Source organism: Chryseobacterium sp. GM_Chr_2, assembly GCF_026540445.1.
Classification (GTDB): domain Bacteria; phylum Bacteroidota; class Bacteroidia; order Flavobacteriales; family Weeksellaceae; genus Chryseobacterium.
Genome location: NZ_JALNUD010000011.1, coordinates 156,394 through 173,159 on the forward strand (window position 1 = coordinate 156,394; position 16,766 = coordinate 173,159).

Here is a 16,766-nt window from a genome sequence, read left to right on the forward strand (position 1 = left end):
TTTTAGCGTACTCTCATTATATGGGTTGAGCAACTGCAATGAAAGTATTGCTTGCAATAATCTGTTTTATAAGCTCTTTGTTGGAAGGGGTTTCCGGAAAATCCATTGGGATAATTCCGTATCTGCCTTTAGGATAATTTTGCATATATTTTATAAACAGAGGGTTTACGGCATCTGCCAAATCTCTGGGCGTAGATGCAAATGGCAAAACACCTCCTGTAACTCCCGTTGCACTGGAAAAATTAAAAAAAAGAGTTGCTCGGCTTCCATCTTTTGCGATGTTTAGGGCATCTTTTACATATTCATTAAATTTATTGGCTCTATCCGTACCGGATGACCAGCTGTAATATACATCCTGAACATAATAGCTGATTCCGTTGTTTATAAAACCGTTAGAAGAGTCATCCGGCCAGTTATCATAAAGGTTTAGTCCGATTGGAGCTCTGCTTCCTAACCCGAACCTTCTTACCAACACAATTTTTCCTCTTATTTCTTTTAATGAAGGAATTCTGTTTTCAGTATAAAAAAGATTGGGAAATTGGGCCATTGCGATTTTCAAATCATCATAAAATTTCTCTATATCCGAATCATTTCCCGGATTAGATTCATTTTTAATAGACATGATAATGGTTTCCGATGGGTTCTGAGAAAGAAACTGATTACAGTCTCCCAATACTTTACCGATGAAGCTGATATCCATACTTGCGATCCCATGATAAACCCATAAAACATGGTCTTTATCTGCATCATAGCCTCGTTTCAAACGAATATCTAAAAATCTGATGCCGGAATTTAATTGGTCTGGAAAGTTCATTGTCTGGCATTTGGCAGGACCATAATTTGAGGGATAGGTTCCGCTATCGTGTGTACCAGGAATCGTTAAATCTGTAAGCTTTTTATCATTATCGATGTAGCTCATCCAATTGTGTGTGGCGTAATTTTCCATGATTTTATTAATATTTTGATGATTGGTTTTAAAATAAAAATCCCCTGAAGCAAATCAGGGGATTTCATCACACTTATGCATTAGAATCTTTCGGGTAAATAAACACAGAAGTTTTCATGGATAATTAGTTTTTTAGTTTGATTATAATGCTGTGTAAATTTTATTTTTTAATAATTTTTGTTGATTCTGAAGGCGTTTTAAGAATATAAGTTCCATTGGTAAGCTCAGAAATATTCGTTTCATTTTCACCTTTCTTCAGATCTATTGCCTTTACCAGTTTACCGTCTATACTGTAAACTTCAGCCTTTGTATTTTGCTCTGTTTTTATATGTAAAGAGCCATTGGTTGGGTTCGGATAGATGCTCAACTCTTTCTTCGAAGCCTTTATATCATTGGTTGCTAAAACAAGATTGCTGTCTTTTACCCAAGTAAAGGCATCGAATGCCATATAACGAAAATCTCCTCCAATGGTTAATGTAAGCTGATCAATAATGATATTAGAGTAATTCTGACCGTTCAGGTTGGTCATATCAATTAACGTAAATCCGTTGGTAGAACCTAATGAAGTCGCAAAACCAGTGGTTTTTGTCTGAGAGAACTTGGTAACCCCGGAAAGTTTCCCTGTGATGGTAAGTGTTCCTGGAGCAGAAAGTACGTTAAGCCTGTCTGATAAATACACCCAGAATCTATTAACTTTAAATAAATTCGAAGTTGTTTTTATGCTCATCGATGAATCTGCATATTGTGAAGTAGCAGTTCCTGTATTGTCGATAAACTTGTTATCTGCAGTAGTCCCGTTCCATCCAAATCCTGATGCGGTAAGAATGTCATAGGTTGCAACGGTAGATAAAATGTTAAAAATAACGCCATTATCCGTAAAGCTGGTGCTTCCGTTCGTTTCGGTTTCAAAATGTTCTGTACTCGTCTGGGCAAATGTAAAAGTAGAAATGAGCAGACTACAGATTAGTAAAATAGTAGTTCTTTTCATGATTAAAGTAATTTAGGTTTGTATATTAAGTTCTTGGTGGGAAAAGACCTTCAACACAGATAATGTAGTTCATTCCTAAATAAGGAGCCATCGTATCTACAGGTACATTTTGCCCTGTAAAAGACACTGAATTTGCATTAATCTGAGTCGTAGGTACTTCATCTACAAAACTTGGGATTGCATCAAACTGTCTTCCGTTCGGTAAACCTGTTATTGCAATAGAAGAATTTGTAGAAGGGGTAACACTCGTAGCATTTGTATTTGAAATTTTTAATTGATTTACAATGCTTGGAAGATTTTGGGGTAAAATAGTCGCCTGGGGAGTTCCTGCGGCTTCTGCCAAAGCAATATTTTTCCCTGTGTTTGAATTTCCTGCACCAAACGGAGCGCGCCCGTTGAGGTTAGGTAAGGCAAAAGTTGTTATTCCATCACCTCCGTATGCGTTTCCTAATATGGCAAAAAGGGGTGTATTTGTTCTGACGCTTAATATTGCGCCATTACAAAACATAAATCCTCTAGGAGCAAAGACGCCGGCAAACATTTTAATGGTTCCCAAATATTCTTCCATGATTCTAATTTTTAATGTTAAAAACTTTTGTAAATTATGGTCTTGAAGGATATATACCTTCCACACAGATAATATAATTAAGTCCTAAATAAGGAGGCATTGTATTAACGGGTGCATTCTGACCTGTAAAAGTAACAGACATTGCATTGATTGGCAGGGTAGGAGCTGCGTCTGCAAAACTCGGAATAGCATCAAACTGTCTTCCGTTTGGCTGACCTGTAATAGCAATAGATGAAGTGGCAGAAGGCGTTACACTCGTAGCATTCGTGTTCGCGATTTTCAGTTGGCTTGCAAAGCTAGGTAAGTTTGAAGTTAATAAAGTAGTTTGCGGTGTACCTCCCATTTCTCCTAAAACGTATGATCTTCCCGTTGTAGAACTTCCCTGACCAATTGGTGCACGACCATTTAAGTTTGGTAAAGCAAAAGTTGTAATACCGTCGCCTCCGTAAGTCGTTCCTAAAAGTGAAAATAACGCTTGATTTTGAGCAATGCTTAATAAAGCGCCATTGCATAGCAAAAATCCTCTTGGTGCAAAGTTTCCTGCAAATAGCTTGATTACTCCTAACATTTCTTCCATAATATTATTTTTTTCAGTTTTAAATATTCCTACTCTCTTTCGGTTTTTCGGAGATCACCGTTTGGGTTAAATTTTTATGTCTTAATGACAAGTCAAAGGAACAACATCTATAAAGGAAGAACTAGAGTAGAAAATACCAAATTGAGGGATCCGTATTTCTACGTAATGGCTGAAATGATAAAGGAATTTGTAGGTTTTGTTTTCCTGAATAGCAGTGTATTTCGTATTTTTGTATAAATCCAATTAAAATTAAAAATGAGCGAATTCGTAGTTTCAGAACTTAAAAACAATATCGCCGAAATCACTTTCGGAACCCCAAAAAGTAATTCTCTGCCGGGAGCAATTCTTGAAAAATTAGCCCAAACCATCCTTGATGAAGGCGCAAAAGATGAGGTAAAAGCAATCTTAGTAAAAAGTGAAGGTGAAAAAGCTTTCTGTGCCGGAGCCAGTTTTGATGAATTATTGGCAATTGAAGAATTAGAAGCATCGACGAAATTTTTCGGTGGTTTTGCAAAAGTTTTGAATGCGATGAGAAACTGCGGTAAAATTGTCGCAGTAAGAGTTCAGGGAAAAACAACAGGAGGCGGAGTAGGTCTTGCTTGTGGAGCAGATTACTGTTTTGCAACAAAAGATTCTGCATTGGCTTTAACGGAGATTAATTTAGGAATCGGACCATTCGTGATCGGCCCTTATGTGGAAAGAAAAATCGGAAAATCTCAATTCTCGGCAATGGCTATTGACGCCGACTTCAGATCAGCAGAATGGGCAGAACAGCATAATATTTATCATTCAGTTTCTCCAACAATCGAAGAGATGGATGCCGAATTGAAAAAATTCCTTCAAACGTTGGCTTCAAGAAGTAAAGAAGCTTTAGCTTTAATTAAAAAAGTGTCTTGGGAAGGTACAGATCATTTCAATGAATTAATGCCAGCAAGAATTCACATGAGTGCAAGCTTAATTTTGGAAGATTCTGCAAAGAAAAATATCGAAGCAATTAAAGAAAGATTGAGAGCGAAGTAAAATTTCAATCATAAAATAATAAAACCCGTTGTTTTTTCAACGGGTTTCTTTTTTGAAATATGTAGAAGTAGAATTAAGAATATTTTACATTTTATTTTACCGTTTTCGATATTCAGTTTTGTAAATATATATTGATTTTATTTTATTTGTGTTAAAATGAACTTTTTGATGAAACTTTGCTGTGGAATTAATATTTTTTTTGGTTTAATTAAATATTATTAACAAATTTGATCCCAATAAAAAAGCACTTAAATGATGAATCTAAAAGCTTGTACGCTCAGCGTAGCAGCCCTGTTCTTTATTGGGCAACATCTTTCAGCCCAGAAAAAGGATACATTACCTAAAGAAAAACAAATAGACGAAGTTGTCATTGTTGCTTATGGTACTCAGAAAAAAGAAACAGTAGTAGGTTCTAACACCGAAATTAAATCTAAACAGTTTGCCGATCGTCCGATTTCGAATATAGGACAAGCTTTGGATGGAGCAAGCCCTGGGGTAAAAGTGAGTACGGGCTCGGGACAGCCGGGGAGTGCACCTAATATTCAGGTGAGAGGAATCGGCTCTTACGGAATTTCTACAGATCCTTTGTACGTGGTAGATGGTGTTATATATACTGGAGCTTTGTCTGCGCTTAATCCTAATGATATTGCATCTTTCAACATTTTAAAAGATGCAGCTTCCACATCATTGTATGGTTCTGCTGCGGCAAACGGAGTTGTTTTAATTACGACAAAATCGGGGAGAAGAGGTGCGAAAGATGCTCTTAACTTTAGCATGAGCACAGGATATGTTGGAAGGTCTATTCCTGAATATAACAGAGTCAGTACTTCTCAATATTATCCTTTGGTTTGGGAAGCAATGAGAAACGGAAGATTGGCAACGGGTTCTACGTTGGCTGATGCGAATGCGTATGCAAGCAATAATTTGATTTCAGGAATTTTAAAGAATAATGTTTATGATGTCCCGGATAATCAGTTGGTTATTAATGGTATTTTGAATCCTGATGCTAAACTTAAGTATACCGATCTGAATTGGGAAAAACCTTTATTAAGAACAGGATTCAGACAAAATTATGAATTAAATTATAGCGGAGGAAGTGAGAAAACATCTTATTTTTCTTCTGTAAGCTATACCAACGAAGCGGGGTATTTAGCAAAATCAGATTTTGAAAGATTTACGGGAAGATTAAAAATCGATTCGCAGCTTAAAAGTTGGTTGAAATTAGGAACCAGCATCAACGGAGTTTCATCTTACGGAAATAATGCGGTAGACGGTGCTGATAATAACTCATCATATATCAATCCTTACAGAGCAATTAGGTTGATGGGGCCAATATACAGCCCATATGCTCACAATCCAAATACCAATGCAACATTATATGATGCAAATGGAAATGTAATGTACGATGGTGGACAAAGAGGTGCGGATGCGGCTTCGGGAAGAAACATCATTCAGGAAACATTATTAAATAAAGATATTTCGAAGAATTTTTATATTATTTCAAGAGCGTATGCAGAATTTAAGGTTGATCCTTATTTAACGTTATCCACAAATGTAGGATATGACGTACGAAACAACAGGAGAAGCAGATATGTAAATAAGATTATTGGTGATGCAGCTCCTGCTGGTGCGGCAGACAGAACTTCTATAATAGAACAAACGCTTACATTTAATCAATTATTAAATTACAAAAGAAAGTTTGATTCTCATAATTTTGAATTCTTACTCGGCCATGAAAACTACAAATATATGTACGAGTATATGTATGGCTACAAACAGGGACAAGTAGTAGATGGTAATGATGAATTAATCAATTTTGTGACTCCTACTTCCTTAACTTCTCAAACGGATAATTACCGAAAAGAAAGTGTTTTTTCCAGATTAAATTATGATTATAAATCGAAATATCTATTATCGGGATCTATTCGTTGGGATGCTTCGTCGAGATTTAGTAAGGATGTAAGATGGCATTCTTTCTGGTCTGTTGGTGCGGGATGGAGAATTAAAGAAGAAAACTTTTTAAAAGATTCAAGAGTTGTAAATGAATTGAAATTGCGAGGCTCTTACGGACAAGTTGGGAATGACAATACCAATTCTTATTATATGTACCAAAACACATATAGTTTAGGATATAATAATGCTCAGGAAGCAGGAATACTATTTAATTTCTTAGCCTATCCGGGGATTACCTGGGAATCTAATGATCAAACGGATGTAGGTCTTGATTTCGGATTTTTTAATAATCGAATTACCGGTAGCATTGAATACTACAACAGAATTACAAAAGATTTAATATTTCCGGTTCCTCTTCCTGTTTCTGCCGGAGTTCCGGGAAATGTTATCAATAAGAATATTGGTACGATGTATAACAGAGGCTGGGAATTAGGATTAAATGCAGATATCCTTAAAAATGAAAATTTTAAATGGAGTATCAACGTAAATGCTTCAACTCTTAAAAATCAAATTACAGAATTATCAAACGGAATTACTCAGATTATTAACGGAACGAAAAAAGTTTCTGTCGGGCATTCTGTTTACGATTATTGGTTGAGACAATGGTATGGGGTAGATTCTTCCGATGGTTCGCCTTTGTTTTTGTTGGATGATAAATTTGCCAATACTACAGCTTCTGATATTAGAACAGTAAACGGAACGTTGGTGACAACCAATTTTAATAAAGCAAAATATGATTATTCAGGATCTGCAATTCCTGATTTATTCGGAAGTTTTGGAACCTCGATTAATTTTAAACAATGGTCTTTATCGGCAATGTTTACTTATCAGATCGGAGGAAAAACGTATGATTCAAATTATCAGGCGCTAATGTCTGCATATCCGCAAGGAGGAGCTTTGAGTACTGATATTTTAGACAGATGGACAACTCCGGGGCAGATTACAGATGTTCCTGCTCTTAATTCTTCAACCTATACAAGTTCAAATGCAGGATCCAGTAGATGGCTTATAAAATCAGACTTTATTTCTTTCAGACAACTGACTTTAGGATATAGTTTTAATACGAGCGACATTTCAAAATACGGATTGTCTGGTTTAAGATTTACAGTTTCCGGAGAAAATCTTTGGAGCAAAACAGCAAGAAAAGGGTTGGAACCTGTTCAGTCTTTCAACGGAACAACTACCAACAGATACTTGCCGGCAAGAATTATAACACTAGGTGCTAATATCTCATTCTAAAAAATACAAAATGAAAAATATAAAATTACATTGTAAAAAACTTACCATTTTTTCATCTCTTTTCTTAGCTTTTGCATTAAGTTCATGTCATAGCGATTATTTAGAGACAGATCCTACGACAGCTGTTTCGGAAAGTGCGGCATATTCCAGTGCTTCCAATCTTATGGCGATTATCAATGGGATGCATCGAGATATGTATTACCGTCAAAATAACAGTCAAGGGCAAAACGGACAAGGTGGAATGATGATTATTCTAGATGCTTTAGGCGAAGATCTTGTTTTTCCTTCCACGGGAAATGGCTGGTACATTTCTACCGTAAGATGGCAGGATCAGGCAAATGCTACGAGTGATGTTACGTTTTATCCTTATCAGTTTTACTATGCATTAATTAGAAATGCAAATATGGTAATTGCTAACGGGCCTAGCGTTCCTGCACCTACAGATGCTGATAATGTTACTATAAAAAAGGCAATTGGTGAAGCTTATGCGTTCCGAGCATTTTGTTATTATATGTTGGTTCAGATTTATGGCAAAAGATATGTTCCAGGAGCAAATAATACGCAGCTTGGAGTTCCTTTACGATTATTGGCTGATGAGGTTCCGATGAAAAGAAATACAGTAGAAGAAGTTTATAATCAGGTTAATAAAGATTTAGATGAAGCATATACAAGATTAATTGGAACTACAAGAGCTGCGAAATCACATTTTGATGCGAATGTTATTTCTGGATTAAAAGCGAGAGTTGCATTAACACAAGGAAATTATCCTTTAGCTGTTTCTTCAGCAAAATTGGCAAGAGCGGGCTACGGTTTGATGGATAAAGCAACTTACGCTGCTGGTTTCAATAATTTAAGTAATGGTGAATGGATCTGGGGAGCAACTATTGTTTCAGATCAGACCGATTATTTCGGAAATTTTGGAGCATATATGTCGAGAAACTATAATTCTACCAATATCCGTCAGGCCCCAAAGGCGATGAACAGTAAGTTGTATGGCTTATTCCCTGCTACAGATGTTCGCCGACAGTTGGTAGATCCTACAGGAAATCATACATCATTGAGCTTGCCTTCCAACTATTCTAAATTTCCTTATACCAGTCAGAAATTCCTTTCGGTGAGTCTTTCTGATAGTAGAATGGATGTTCCTTACATGCGAGCAGCTGAAATGTATTTAATAGAAGCTGAAGCACAGGCAAGACAAGGAAATGAAGCTGAGTCAAAATTAATTTTTAACCAATTAATGCTCAATAGAAACTCTTCTTATACCGCATCTTCCAATACTGGAACGGCTTATGTTAATGATGTTTTAAATAGTAGAAGAATTGAACTTTGGGGAGAAGGCTTCAGGTTTTTAGATTTAAAAAGATTGAATCAAAACTTAGATAGAACAGGAGCTAACCATTCTTCGGTAGTAGATAATAATGTAATGACGGTGTCAAATACAGATAAACGTTGGGAATTTTTAATTCCGATGAAAGAGATTGATGCAAATCCTTTGATTGAGCAAAATCCTTTATAGCAGAACATTCTAATAATTTTTAATATATTTTTTACAAGGCCTCGCAATTTTGTGAGGCTTTAGTATTTAATTAAAAAATATCGGAATTCAAAAAAAACATTTTGCAGATTAAAAATAAATTATAACTTTGTAATTCAAAGTTCTTTTTATGGATTCAAAAAACTATCACGAAGACTTATCACATATTCGTTCCATGATGGAGCGTTCTTCCCGATTTATTTCGTTGAGCGGATTATCTGGTGTTGTCGCGGGGTTGGTCGCACTTTTAGGAGCAGGTTATGCATATTACGCTATGGAAAGGGAAAAAGTGAGCTACATCAACGAAGGACGATTAAATTATAACGCAGATCTTACCAATGAATTGATTCTTACCGGACTTATTGTTCTGGTAGTAGCAGTTTTGAGTGGATATGTTTTTACCGCCAATAAAAGTAAAAAGAAAGGGTTGAAGATTTGGGATGCGACTACTAAAAGACTTTTGATTACTTTTGCAGTCCCGTTAGCCACAGGAGGTATTTTTTGCTTAGCCTTAATTCTTCATCATTTGTTCGTCTGGATTGCGCCGGCAACTTTGATTTTCTACGGATTAGCTTTGGTAAGCGCAGAAAGATATACGCTGACAGATGTGAAATATTTAGGATATTGCCAGATCGTATTAGGTTTAATTGCCTTATTCGTTTTAGGATGGGGATTGCTTTTTTGGTCAATCGGGTTTGGAATTTTGCATATTGTATATGGCCTAATTATGCATAAAAAGTATAAATAAATATAAATTTTGTAAGTGGGAACTAGTATCTGCAACCTACAACCTATTACCTTATTATGATAAATATAAATCAACTCAACAAAGAATTCGAAAGCCGTGTAAGATTGGGCATTATGTCCGTTCTCATGGTGAACGACTGGGTTGATTTTTCAGAAATGAAAGGTTTATTAGAAATTACAGACGGTAATTTGGCGAGTCACAGCAATGCTTTGGAAAAGGTAGGATATATTGAAGTGAAGAAAGAATTTGTAGGTAAAAAACCGAGAACGTCTTATCGTGTGACTCAGAGTGGACGTGAAGCTTTTACCGAACACCTGAATGCACTTGAAAAATTATTAGGAAAATAAATAGTAGATTTTTTTTGCTTTTTAACTTTGTAATTCAAAGTTCTTTGTTTTAAATGAAATTGAAATGAATAGAAAAACATTTTTAAAGCGGCTTTTTCAGCTTTCTGTGATCGGAGCTTTCCCGCTTTTGTATTCATGGAAGATAGAACCATTTTGGCTGGAATTTGTGGAAAGAAAATTACCGATCAAAAATCTTCCTGAAGAATTGAATGGTAAAATTTTAATGCAAATTTCAGATCTGCATGTCGGAAATCGTTTTGATTGGAATTTTTTAATTGATTCTTTTAAAAAAGCTAAAAACTTCAATCCCGATTTTGTAGTCTACACCGGAGATTTTGTAAATCACGGAAGTACAGAAGATCATCTTCATCTGCAAAAAGTAATGCAGCATGCCGTTCATGGAAAATTAGCAACTTTTGGAATCCTTGGAAATCATGATTATGGAGCTCGTTGGGAAAACGTAAAATCTTCAGAAAAAATCTGTGAAATTCTGGAAAATCATGGAATTACCATGTTAAATAATGCACAACAGGAAAGTCACGGATTGAATTTTATCGGTTTTGAAGATCTGTGGTCACCGAATTTTGATCCGATGAAGGTGATGAAAGATTATGATCGCTCTATTGCCAATATTGTGCTCTGTCACAATCCCGATGTTTGTGATAAAAATGTCTGGAACGGGTATCAAGGCTGGATTCTCAGCGGCCATACACATGGCGGACAATGCAGAATTCCTGGTATTGTTACTCCCATTCTTCCGGTAAAAAATAAACGATATGTTTCGGGGGAAATAGATTTGAAGGATGGCAGAATGCTTTACATCAACCGTGCTTTGGGACATTCTTTTCAGGTTCGGTTTATGGTGCGTCCAGAAATTACAGTTTTTACTTTAACTCAAGCTTAAAAATTATAAACGATGAATGATAAAACAATTATGGATATCGGAAAGTTCTTCTTCTGGATTTCATTTATACTCGGAAATATATGCCTGTTTGGATATCTGATTACAAAAATTGATTATTTCGTTGTAGGTGGTCTTTTGGTTGTAGGATGGGGGTTCGTTATCAATCTTGCGGTAGTTTTACTGTTAATTATTTATGGAATTTTTAATAAATCGAAACTTGATGTTTGTTTAAAATCTGTGGGAATAATATTATTAAATATACCAATTGCCATCATTTACATTGTAATCGGAATGAGTATAGTAACAATTTAAATTTATAAACGATGAAAAAAATACGCGTTCAATTCTTGCTTTTTGTTTACGATAAAACTCAAAAACTATACAGAAAATATTTTAAAAAGAAGAAAAGGCAATGGCAGTTCAACGAAAAACAATTGCTGGAATTTCATAAAGACTCCTTAGGTCGAAAGCTTGGCGAATTTTATAAAAAACACGGTTTTACAATGATTCCCAAAATAGAAAATCACGATGTTCATCATTTATTGACGGATTGCGGAACCAACTTCGAAGATGAAATTGCCATGCAGTTTTTGTTGTTAGGAAACGGAAAACTCAATGCTCATTTGCTGGCAGCTATTGTTTTAGGAGCTATTATTCTTCCGGAATATGCCAAAATATATCTGAAAGCTTATCGAAAAGGTCAAAATATGAGAACCTTCCATCACATGGATTTTGAAGCCTTGCTTTGGCAGAATTTCGAACATGTGAAAGATTTTATTCAACAAAAACAATCTCCGGTTTTATATTAAACTGAATCTCAATATCTTCTAATTTTTTAATCTTTTAAACAAAAAAACATGAAAACACATCACTATATATTTCTTACAACATTGTTGGTCACCGTACTATTTTATGAACAAAGTATAGGCTTAAATCTGGGAATTCTTGGCGTAGTCTACGCTTGTCTCACGCTTTACAGAACTTCCGAAAAAAACAGGACAAGAACTTTTCTTACTCTGTTTACCACAAGTATTTTGTCTAGTATTGCGTTTGCTTGGTACGGTGATTTTCCATCGTTTTTGGCAGTTGCATTTTCGCTTTTGCTGTTGTCATTTTTATCGAGAAACAGAAGAACAAAACCTTTACTGTTGATCCCGATTTTTATTACCAATTTTTTCACTTTTATCTGCCGGTTTTTCAGTTTTGATGATTGGCTTCCGAAAAGAAATATCTCGGGCGTTTGGCAGAAAACGTTGGCATTCATCTTAATTCCATTAATTTTTGTAAGTATTTTCTTCGGAATTTATTCGGCAGGAAGCGATCATTTTGCCAGCCTTTTCAGTGATTACGAATTAGATCTTAATCTTTGGGAAGTCATTTGTCTTTCTGCGATTGGTTTTTTCATTGCTTTTAATTACTGGAATTATGTTGTAGAAAAATATATCTACAAACAAAATCACATTTTGGATCATCATTTTCAGGAGAAAGATAAAATTCAGAAACCAACCTATTCTTTCCTAGATCTAGATTCCGAAAGAATGAGCGGTGTGATTTCTTTTCTTTCATTAAATGTATTGTTGATATTTTTCATTATTACCTTTAATTATGAACAATTTTATGAAGTTACCAAAACGCCGAATCAATTGTCGGAAGAAACGCACGAAAGAGTAGGAGCGGTGATTGGTTCTATTATTATGGCGATTTTGGTTATTATGTTTTATTTTAAATCGAATTTCAATTTTGATCCGAAAGCAGGTTTAATGAAACTTTTAGCAAAGATCTGGATTGTTTTAAATGCGGTTTTGGTTTTCTCAGCTATGGCAAAAAATACCGAATACATTATTAATTATGGAATGACGTATAAAAGATTGGGTGTGTATGCTTTTCTTATTTTATCATTAATTGGTTTAATTCTTACGTTTATTAAAATTCAGAAGCAAAAGAAAAATGCTTTTCTGTTCAATACTATGGCGTGGTATTTTTACGGAACATTGTTAATTATAAGTTTCATCAATTGGGGCGGAATCATCACTTCTTATAATATGGATCGTAAAGATTTTGATTTAGATTATCACTTTAGAGAATTTTTCTTCAATAAAAAACAGTTGCTAGAATATGCTGAAGAAAAACATGACGGAAAATTAAGAAAAGAGATTTTAGAAAAGGTTCAGCCTGATAAAAATGAGAAATTTCTTTCAAAAGTTATTTATTATCAAACGGTAAAATAACGAATTTGTTAAATTTTAACCATTATTAAGCTGATTTTATCTGAAAGAATCAACAATTGAATGATTTCTCTCATAAATCTGCAATAGAATAGGTTCCCACAAAGGTAATGGAACAGTTTTGGTAGTAAAATTGGATCGTGAGTTTTAGACTCATCATTAAAAAATAATTATTATGAAAAAAATCTTATTACTAATCCCATTACTAATCATTTCATGTAAAAAAGACGCTCCGGTTTTAGAAAATCCGAGTCAGGATTCTGTGGCGGTTTCTGAGCAAAAAAATCCAGATTCAGGAATTGATTCTGTGGCGATTAGAAAAAGAGATTCTATTGTAAACAACGCTCCGGTAACCAAAGAAGTTTTGAAAAAAGGAGTGATGAGAAACGAAAAAGAGGGACAAATCGTGAGAACTGCCGATGCTGAACAACTTCCTTTCAAATTAGGCGAGCAGTTTACAAAAGACGGTCAGGAGTTGGTGTTGAAATTAACCAATTATACAAAACCAACGATCAAAGCTTCAATTGCAACAAAAGAAAAAGATTTCAATATTCGATTTAATCAGATAAAGTTGCCAAACGGTGATTATGACGGGCCTTTCAGCAGAGAAATTACTTACGATGTGAAAGGAAAAGGTGAAGTTTGGTTAATCATCGGAAAAAGCAATATGGCTTCAGGAAATACTACAGGAAGTTTTACAGTAAGTGTAGAATAATTTCAAGTATTTTGGTATAATTTCTGCAAAGTACTTTCTATTAAATTTAAATATTATGAAAAATATATTTTTGACCGCTATGGTTGCTTCAGTTGCTCTTGTGAGCTGCGGTACGGTGCAGTCGCTGGTACAAAATACATTTCCTTATACTGCTAATGTGTTGGTTTCTACGGGAGTTCCTGCAGATAAAGAAGTTTCTTCTACGTCCACGGCTTCCAATGTTCAAACTTGGTTTGGCGGAAACAATAATGCACAGATTAAAGACGTAAGAATTTCGGATGCTAAAATCTCAGTAGTCTCACCTTCAGGAGGTAATTTAAGCGCTTTAAAATCGATAAAAGTATTTATTTCGTCCAGCGGAACGGGAGAAAAATTGGTGGCATCAAGATCTAATATTTCTTCAAATTCATCAAGCTTAAATCTTGATCTGAATGATACAGGGTTCTTAGATTCAGTGGTTAAAAGTTCAGGATTAACGGTAAGAACTGTTTATGAACTAAAAAATCAGACAAGTTCAGACATGAACTTAAAAATCGCACTTAATTTTAGCAGCGTGCCTGCAAAATAGTTTTTATAAAAGTTTATTTAAGGGGAAAACGTCTTTCAAAAAATTTGAAAGACGTTTTATTTTGTATGATAAGCTCGAAATCGAAGAGGAATCTAGATTAATCTAAACTTCTTTAAGACGAATAATAATAAACCTCCCTCATCCATCTTCCCGCCTCATTACTGATTACTTAAAATCTACCAATTCAATATCAAAGATAAGAGTTGCTCCCGGAGGAATTACACCACCTGCACCGTTATCACCGTATGCTAGATCAGATGGAATATAGAATCTGTATTGAGCGCCTTTGCTCATTAACTGCATACCTTCTGTCCAACCTTTGATAACATTGGAAAGACCTAGCTCGATTGGTTTACCACCTTGTTTTTCAGTAGAATCGAAAACTGTTCCGTCCATCAATTTTCCTGTATAGATTACGGTTGCAGTGCTTGCTGCTGTTGGTTTTGCTTTTTTATCGCCTTCTTTCAAAACTTCATATTGTAATCCGCTTGCAGTTGTTACAATTTTTTTGTTTTGCTTGTTTTTAGCTAAAAATTCAGCGCCTTTCTTTTTGTTTTCTTCTGCTTGTACTTTTGCTTCAGCCTGCTTTTTTTCAGCTTGCTTTTGCATGAAGCCTTGTAAGAAAGTTCCCATTTCTTCTTTCGGAAGAGCCGTTGCTTTACCTGCAAATTCGTCTTTTATTGCCTGAGACAAAAGGTTAGCATCTATTGTAAACCCTTGTCTTTTTAAGTTTTGAGCGATATCTAAACCAATATAGTAAGATGCTTTCTGCTCATCTGTATAGTTTGCCGTTTGAGCAAATGCAAAGTTAACTCCTGTTAAAAGAACTAAAGTAATTAAGGTTTTTTTCATTTTTTGAATTAATTATTTTTCTGTTGTAAATTTAAGCTTTTGTAATGGAATCCATCACGATTGTTACCGGTCCATCGTTTATTAATGAAACTTTCATGTCGGCTCCAAAAATACCACTTTCTGTTTTTAAACCCGATTTTGAAATTTCTTCTTTAAAATATTCAAAAAGAGGAATGGCTTTATCCGGTTTTGATGCTTTTATGAAAGATGGTCGGTTTCCTTTTTTATAATCTGCAATTAATGTAAACTGACTGATACAAAGGATTTCTCCATTGATGTCTTTTACCGAAAGATTTAATTTATCATCTTCGTCTCCGAAAATTCTTAAGTTTAAAACTTTCTGAACCAACCAATCGGCATCTGATTTTTCGTCATTTTCATCAATACCAATTAAAAGCATTAATCCTTTTCCGATTTCCCCGACAATTTTTCCGTCAACTTTTACACTCGATTCGGAAACTCTCTGTATTACTGCCTTCATTTTTTAGAAATAAATATTAACTGTGTTACTCGAAGAATCATAGTTTACAGGATATGTTTTGGGAGGAAGACTTGTTGCACTTCCGTCTGTGGGTTGCCCTGTAAGTAAAATCCATTTGGTATTATCTTTAGGACAAAGGATGCTGATATTGTCTTTCACCTCCAGCGTTGTATTGGTGTCCGGACAAATATGTGGAGCATTTCTGTCGTAAGCTTTGAAAGTTGTACCCGAAGCACGAACAAGAATTAAACCTCTTGTTCCGGATTGCTGCTCATCAATATAAACCCAGCCACCAACTTGGTTCAGATTAAAGTATGCCGGAAGGTTTAGATTTAAAGTAACATTGATGGGAGAGCTTGGGAAACAACTTACAGTATCTTCTCGGCTTCCGCAAGAATTTATTGCTAAATTATTGAAAATCAATAAAGTGATTATAGATAGTATTGAAAAAGTTTTTTTCATTTGAATTTAAATTTTTATATATTTGTAAAAATTAAACGATTACAACACGAAAACATTGTCCGGCAAATGTCGGATTATTTTTTTATACTAAAACTAAATTTTGAAAATTATGGCAAGCTATGTTACAAAGGAGGGATTAGAGAAAATGAAAGCTGAGCTGGAACAGTTAGAAACTGTAGAGAGACCAAAGATCACCCAGCAAATCGCGGAAGCTAGAGACAAAGGAGATTTGTCTGAAAATGCAGAGTATGATGCGGCTAAAGAGGCTCAGGGTATGCTTGAAATGAGAATTTCTAAGCTTAAAGATGTTATTTCTACTTCTAAAATCATAGATGAAAGTCAATTAGATACTTCAAAAGTTTCAATCCTTACAACGGTAAAGCTTAAAAATAATGCAACAAATCAGGAACAAGTATTTAAATTAGTACCTGATAACGAGAGTGATCTTAAAACAGGAAAAATTTCTGTAAACACACCAATTGCAAAAGGTTTGCTAGGAAAAGCTGTAGGTGAAACTGCAGACATCACGTTGCCAAACGGAAACAAATTGTCTTTCGAAGTATTAGACATTACTCTATAATTAAAGATTAACAATTAATAATTGAATTTTTAGAACGGATATTTTAAACTAATTTC

19 protein-coding genes are annotated in these 16,766 nt (G+C 34.9%); 12 read left to right on the forward strand and 7 right to left on the reverse strand.

Annotated elements, in window-relative coordinates:
- Positions 1 to 16: 16 nt before the first annotated feature.
- From OXQ85_RS16610 to OXQ85_RS16625, 4 genes are all read right to left on the reverse strand, one after another.
- Positions 17 to 946 carry a phosphatidylinositol-specific phospholipase C gene (locus OXQ85_RS16610; RefSeq protein WP_267405920.1) on the reverse strand — a complete coding sequence of 310 codons (930 nt, stop codon included), beginning with the start codon at positions 944 to 946 and terminating at the stop codon, positions 17 to 19.
- A 160-nt stretch (positions 947 to 1,106) separates the two neighbouring features.
- Positions 1,107 to 1,934 carry a T9SS type A sorting domain-containing protein gene (locus OXQ85_RS16615; protein WP_267405921.1) on the reverse strand — a complete coding sequence of 276 codons (828 nt, stop codon included), beginning with the start codon at positions 1,932 to 1,934 and terminating at the stop codon, positions 1,107 to 1,109.
- A gap of 25 nt (positions 1,935 to 1,959) precedes the next feature.
- Complete coding sequence (locus OXQ85_RS16620) at positions 1,960 to 2,502, reverse strand: tail fiber protein (RefSeq protein WP_267405922.1); 543 nt, start codon at positions 2,500 to 2,502, stop codon at positions 1,960 to 1,962.
- Between the two features lie 34 nt (positions 2,503 to 2,536).
- A complete protein-coding gene (locus OXQ85_RS16625; protein WP_267405923.1) occupies positions 2,537 to 3,079 on the reverse strand; it encodes a tail fiber protein in 543 nt (180 codons plus the stop codon).
- Positions 3,080 to 3,334: 255 nt separating this feature from the next.
- Here OXQ85_RS16625 and OXQ85_RS16630 point away from each other — a divergent pair, with 255 nt between their 5' ends.
- From OXQ85_RS16630 to OXQ85_RS16680, 11 genes are all read left to right on the forward strand, one after another.
- The gene (locus OXQ85_RS16630; RefSeq protein WP_267405924.1) at positions 3,335 to 4,099 is read left to right on the forward strand and encodes an enoyl-CoA hydratase/isomerase family protein; all 765 of its coding nucleotides are present in this window, start codon (positions 3,335 to 3,337) and stop codon (positions 4,097 to 4,099) included.
- Between the two features lie 252 nt (positions 4,100 to 4,351).
- Positions 4,352 to 7,291 carry a SusC/RagA family TonB-linked outer membrane protein gene (locus OXQ85_RS16635; protein ID WP_267405925.1) on the forward strand — a complete coding sequence of 980 codons (2,940 nt, stop codon included), beginning with the start codon at positions 4,352 to 4,354 and terminating at the stop codon, positions 7,289 to 7,291.
- Positions 7,292 to 7,301: 10 nt separating this feature from the next.
- The gene (locus OXQ85_RS16640; protein WP_267405926.1) at positions 7,302 to 8,810 is read left to right on the forward strand and encodes a RagB/SusD family nutrient uptake outer membrane protein; all 1,509 of its coding nucleotides are present in this window, start codon (positions 7,302 to 7,304) and stop codon (positions 8,808 to 8,810) included.
- A 148-nt stretch (positions 8,811 to 8,958) separates the two neighbouring features.
- Positions 8,959 to 9,576: a hypothetical protein gene (locus tag OXQ85_RS16645; protein ID WP_267405927.1), complete on the forward strand. Its 618-nt coding sequence runs from the start codon at positions 8,959 to 8,961 to the stop codon at positions 9,574 to 9,576.
- 56 nt (positions 9,577 to 9,632) lie between these two features.
- On the forward strand, positions 9,633 to 9,923 hold the full coding sequence (locus OXQ85_RS16650) for a transcriptional regulator (protein ID WP_267405928.1): 291 nt from the start codon (positions 9,633 to 9,635) through the stop codon (positions 9,921 to 9,923).
- Between the two features lie 64 nt (positions 9,924 to 9,987).
- Positions 9,988 to 10,827: a metallophosphoesterase gene (locus OXQ85_RS16655; protein ID WP_267405929.1), complete on the forward strand. Its 840-nt coding sequence runs from the start codon at positions 9,988 to 9,990 to the stop codon at positions 10,825 to 10,827.
- Between the two features lie 30 nt (positions 10,828 to 10,857).
- Positions 10,858 to 11,139 (forward strand): hypothetical protein, encoded by a 282-nt coding sequence (locus OXQ85_RS16660; protein ID WP_267405930.1) that lies wholly within the window; start codon positions 10,858 to 10,860, stop codon positions 11,137 to 11,139.
- A gap of 11 nt (positions 11,140 to 11,150) precedes the next feature.
- Complete coding sequence (locus OXQ85_RS16665; protein ID WP_267405931.1) at positions 11,151 to 11,636, forward strand: Coq4 family protein; 486 nt, start codon at positions 11,151 to 11,153, stop codon at positions 11,634 to 11,636.
- A gap of 48 nt (positions 11,637 to 11,684) precedes the next feature.
- On the forward strand, positions 11,685 to 13,055 hold the full coding sequence (locus tag OXQ85_RS16670; RefSeq protein WP_267405932.1) for a DUF4173 domain-containing protein: 1,371 nt from the start codon (positions 11,685 to 11,687) through the stop codon (positions 13,053 to 13,055).
- A 172-nt stretch (positions 13,056 to 13,227) separates the two neighbouring features.
- A complete protein-coding gene (locus tag OXQ85_RS16675) occupies positions 13,228 to 13,767 on the forward strand; it encodes a hypothetical protein (RefSeq protein ID WP_267405933.1) in 540 nt (179 codons plus the stop codon).
- A gap of 55 nt (positions 13,768 to 13,822) precedes the next feature.
- Positions 13,823 to 14,335, forward strand: a complete 513-nt coding sequence (locus tag OXQ85_RS16680; RefSeq protein WP_267405934.1) for a hypothetical protein — start codon at positions 13,823 to 13,825, stop codon at positions 14,333 to 14,335.
- Between the two features lie 165 nt (positions 14,336 to 14,500).
- Here OXQ85_RS16680 and OXQ85_RS16685 read toward each other — a convergent pair whose 3' ends face one another.
- The 3 genes from OXQ85_RS16685 to OXQ85_RS16695 are packed head-to-tail and all read right to left on the reverse strand — an operon-like array spanning position 14,501 to position 16,130.
- Positions 14,501 to 15,187 carry an FKBP-type peptidyl-prolyl cis-trans isomerase gene (locus OXQ85_RS16685; protein WP_267405935.1) on the reverse strand — a complete coding sequence of 229 codons (687 nt, stop codon included), beginning with the start codon at positions 15,185 to 15,187 and terminating at the stop codon, positions 14,501 to 14,503.
- 31 nt (positions 15,188 to 15,218) lie between these two features.
- Positions 15,219 to 15,668, reverse strand: a complete 450-nt coding sequence (dtd, locus tag OXQ85_RS16690; RefSeq protein WP_267405936.1) for a D-aminoacyl-tRNA deacylase — start codon at positions 15,666 to 15,668, stop codon at positions 15,219 to 15,221.
- 3 nt (positions 15,669 to 15,671) lie between these two features.
- On the reverse strand, positions 15,672 to 16,130 hold the full coding sequence (locus OXQ85_RS16695) for a hypothetical protein (protein ID WP_267405937.1): 459 nt from the start codon (positions 16,128 to 16,130) through the stop codon (positions 15,672 to 15,674).
- A gap of 109 nt (positions 16,131 to 16,239) precedes the next feature.
- Between OXQ85_RS16695 and greA the strand changes: the two genes are divergently transcribed.
- Complete coding sequence (gene greA, locus OXQ85_RS16700; RefSeq protein ID WP_267405938.1) at positions 16,240 to 16,710, forward strand: transcription elongation factor GreA; 471 nt, start codon at positions 16,240 to 16,242, stop codon at positions 16,708 to 16,710.
- Positions 16,711 to 16,766 lie beyond the last annotated feature (56 nt).

Excerpts from the sequence above, each read along its gene's own strand:
- OXQ85_RS16610 (WP_267405920.1), bottom strand. The coding sequence starts at position 946 with ATGGAAAATTACGCCACACACAATTGGATGAGCTACATCGATAATGAT.
- OXQ85_RS16615 (WP_267405921.1), bottom strand. The coding sequence starts at position 1,934 with ATGAAAAGAACTACTATTTTACTAATCTGTAGTCTGCTCATTTCTACT.
- OXQ85_RS16620 (WP_267405922.1), bottom strand. The coding sequence starts at position 2,502 with ATGGAAGAATATTTGGGAACCATTAAAATGTTTGCCGGCGTCTTTGCT.
- OXQ85_RS16625 (WP_267405923.1), bottom strand. The coding sequence starts at position 3,079 with ATGGAAGAAATGTTAGGAGTAATCAAGCTATTTGCAGGAAACTTTGCA.
- OXQ85_RS16630 (WP_267405924.1), top strand. The coding sequence starts at position 3,335 with ATGAGCGAATTCGTAGTTTCAGAACTTAAAAACAATATCGCCGAAATC.
- OXQ85_RS16635 (WP_267405925.1), top strand. The coding sequence starts at position 4,352 with ATGATGAATCTAAAAGCTTGTACGCTCAGCGTAGCAGCCCTGTTCTTT.
- OXQ85_RS16640 (WP_267405926.1), top strand. The coding sequence starts at position 7,302 with ATGAAAAATATAAAATTACATTGTAAAAAACTTACCATTTTTTCATCT.
- OXQ85_RS16645 (WP_267405927.1), top strand. The coding sequence starts at position 8,959 with ATGGATTCAAAAAACTATCACGAAGACTTATCACATATTCGTTCCATG.
- OXQ85_RS16650 (WP_267405928.1), top strand. The coding sequence starts at position 9,633 with ATGATAAATATAAATCAACTCAACAAAGAATTCGAAAGCCGTGTAAGA.
- OXQ85_RS16655 (WP_267405929.1), top strand. The coding sequence starts at position 9,988 with ATGAATAGAAAAACATTTTTAAAGCGGCTTTTTCAGCTTTCTGTGATC.
- OXQ85_RS16660 (WP_267405930.1), top strand. The coding sequence starts at position 10,858 with ATGGATATCGGAAAGTTCTTCTTCTGGATTTCATTTATACTCGGAAAT.
- OXQ85_RS16665 (WP_267405931.1), top strand. The coding sequence starts at position 11,151 with ATGAAAAAAATACGCGTTCAATTCTTGCTTTTTGTTTACGATAAAACT.
- OXQ85_RS16670 (WP_267405932.1), top strand. The coding sequence starts at position 11,685 with ATGAAAACACATCACTATATATTTCTTACAACATTGTTGGTCACCGTA.
- OXQ85_RS16675 (WP_267405933.1), top strand. The coding sequence starts at position 13,228 with ATGAAAAAAATCTTATTACTAATCCCATTACTAATCATTTCATGTAAA.
- OXQ85_RS16680 (WP_267405934.1), top strand. The coding sequence starts at position 13,823 with ATGAAAAATATATTTTTGACCGCTATGGTTGCTTCAGTTGCTCTTGTG.
- OXQ85_RS16685 (WP_267405935.1), bottom strand. The coding sequence starts at position 15,187 with ATGAAAAAAACCTTAATTACTTTAGTTCTTTTAACAGGAGTTAACTTT.
- dtd (WP_267405936.1), bottom strand. The coding sequence starts at position 15,668 with ATGAAGGCAGTAATACAGAGAGTTTCCGAATCGAGTGTAAAAGTTGAC.
- OXQ85_RS16695 (WP_267405937.1), bottom strand. The coding sequence starts at position 16,130 with ATGAAAAAAACTTTTTCAATACTATCTATAATCACTTTATTGATTTTC.
- greA (WP_267405938.1), top strand. The coding sequence starts at position 16,240 with ATGGCAAGCTATGTTACAAAGGAGGGATTAGAGAAAATGAAAGCTGAG.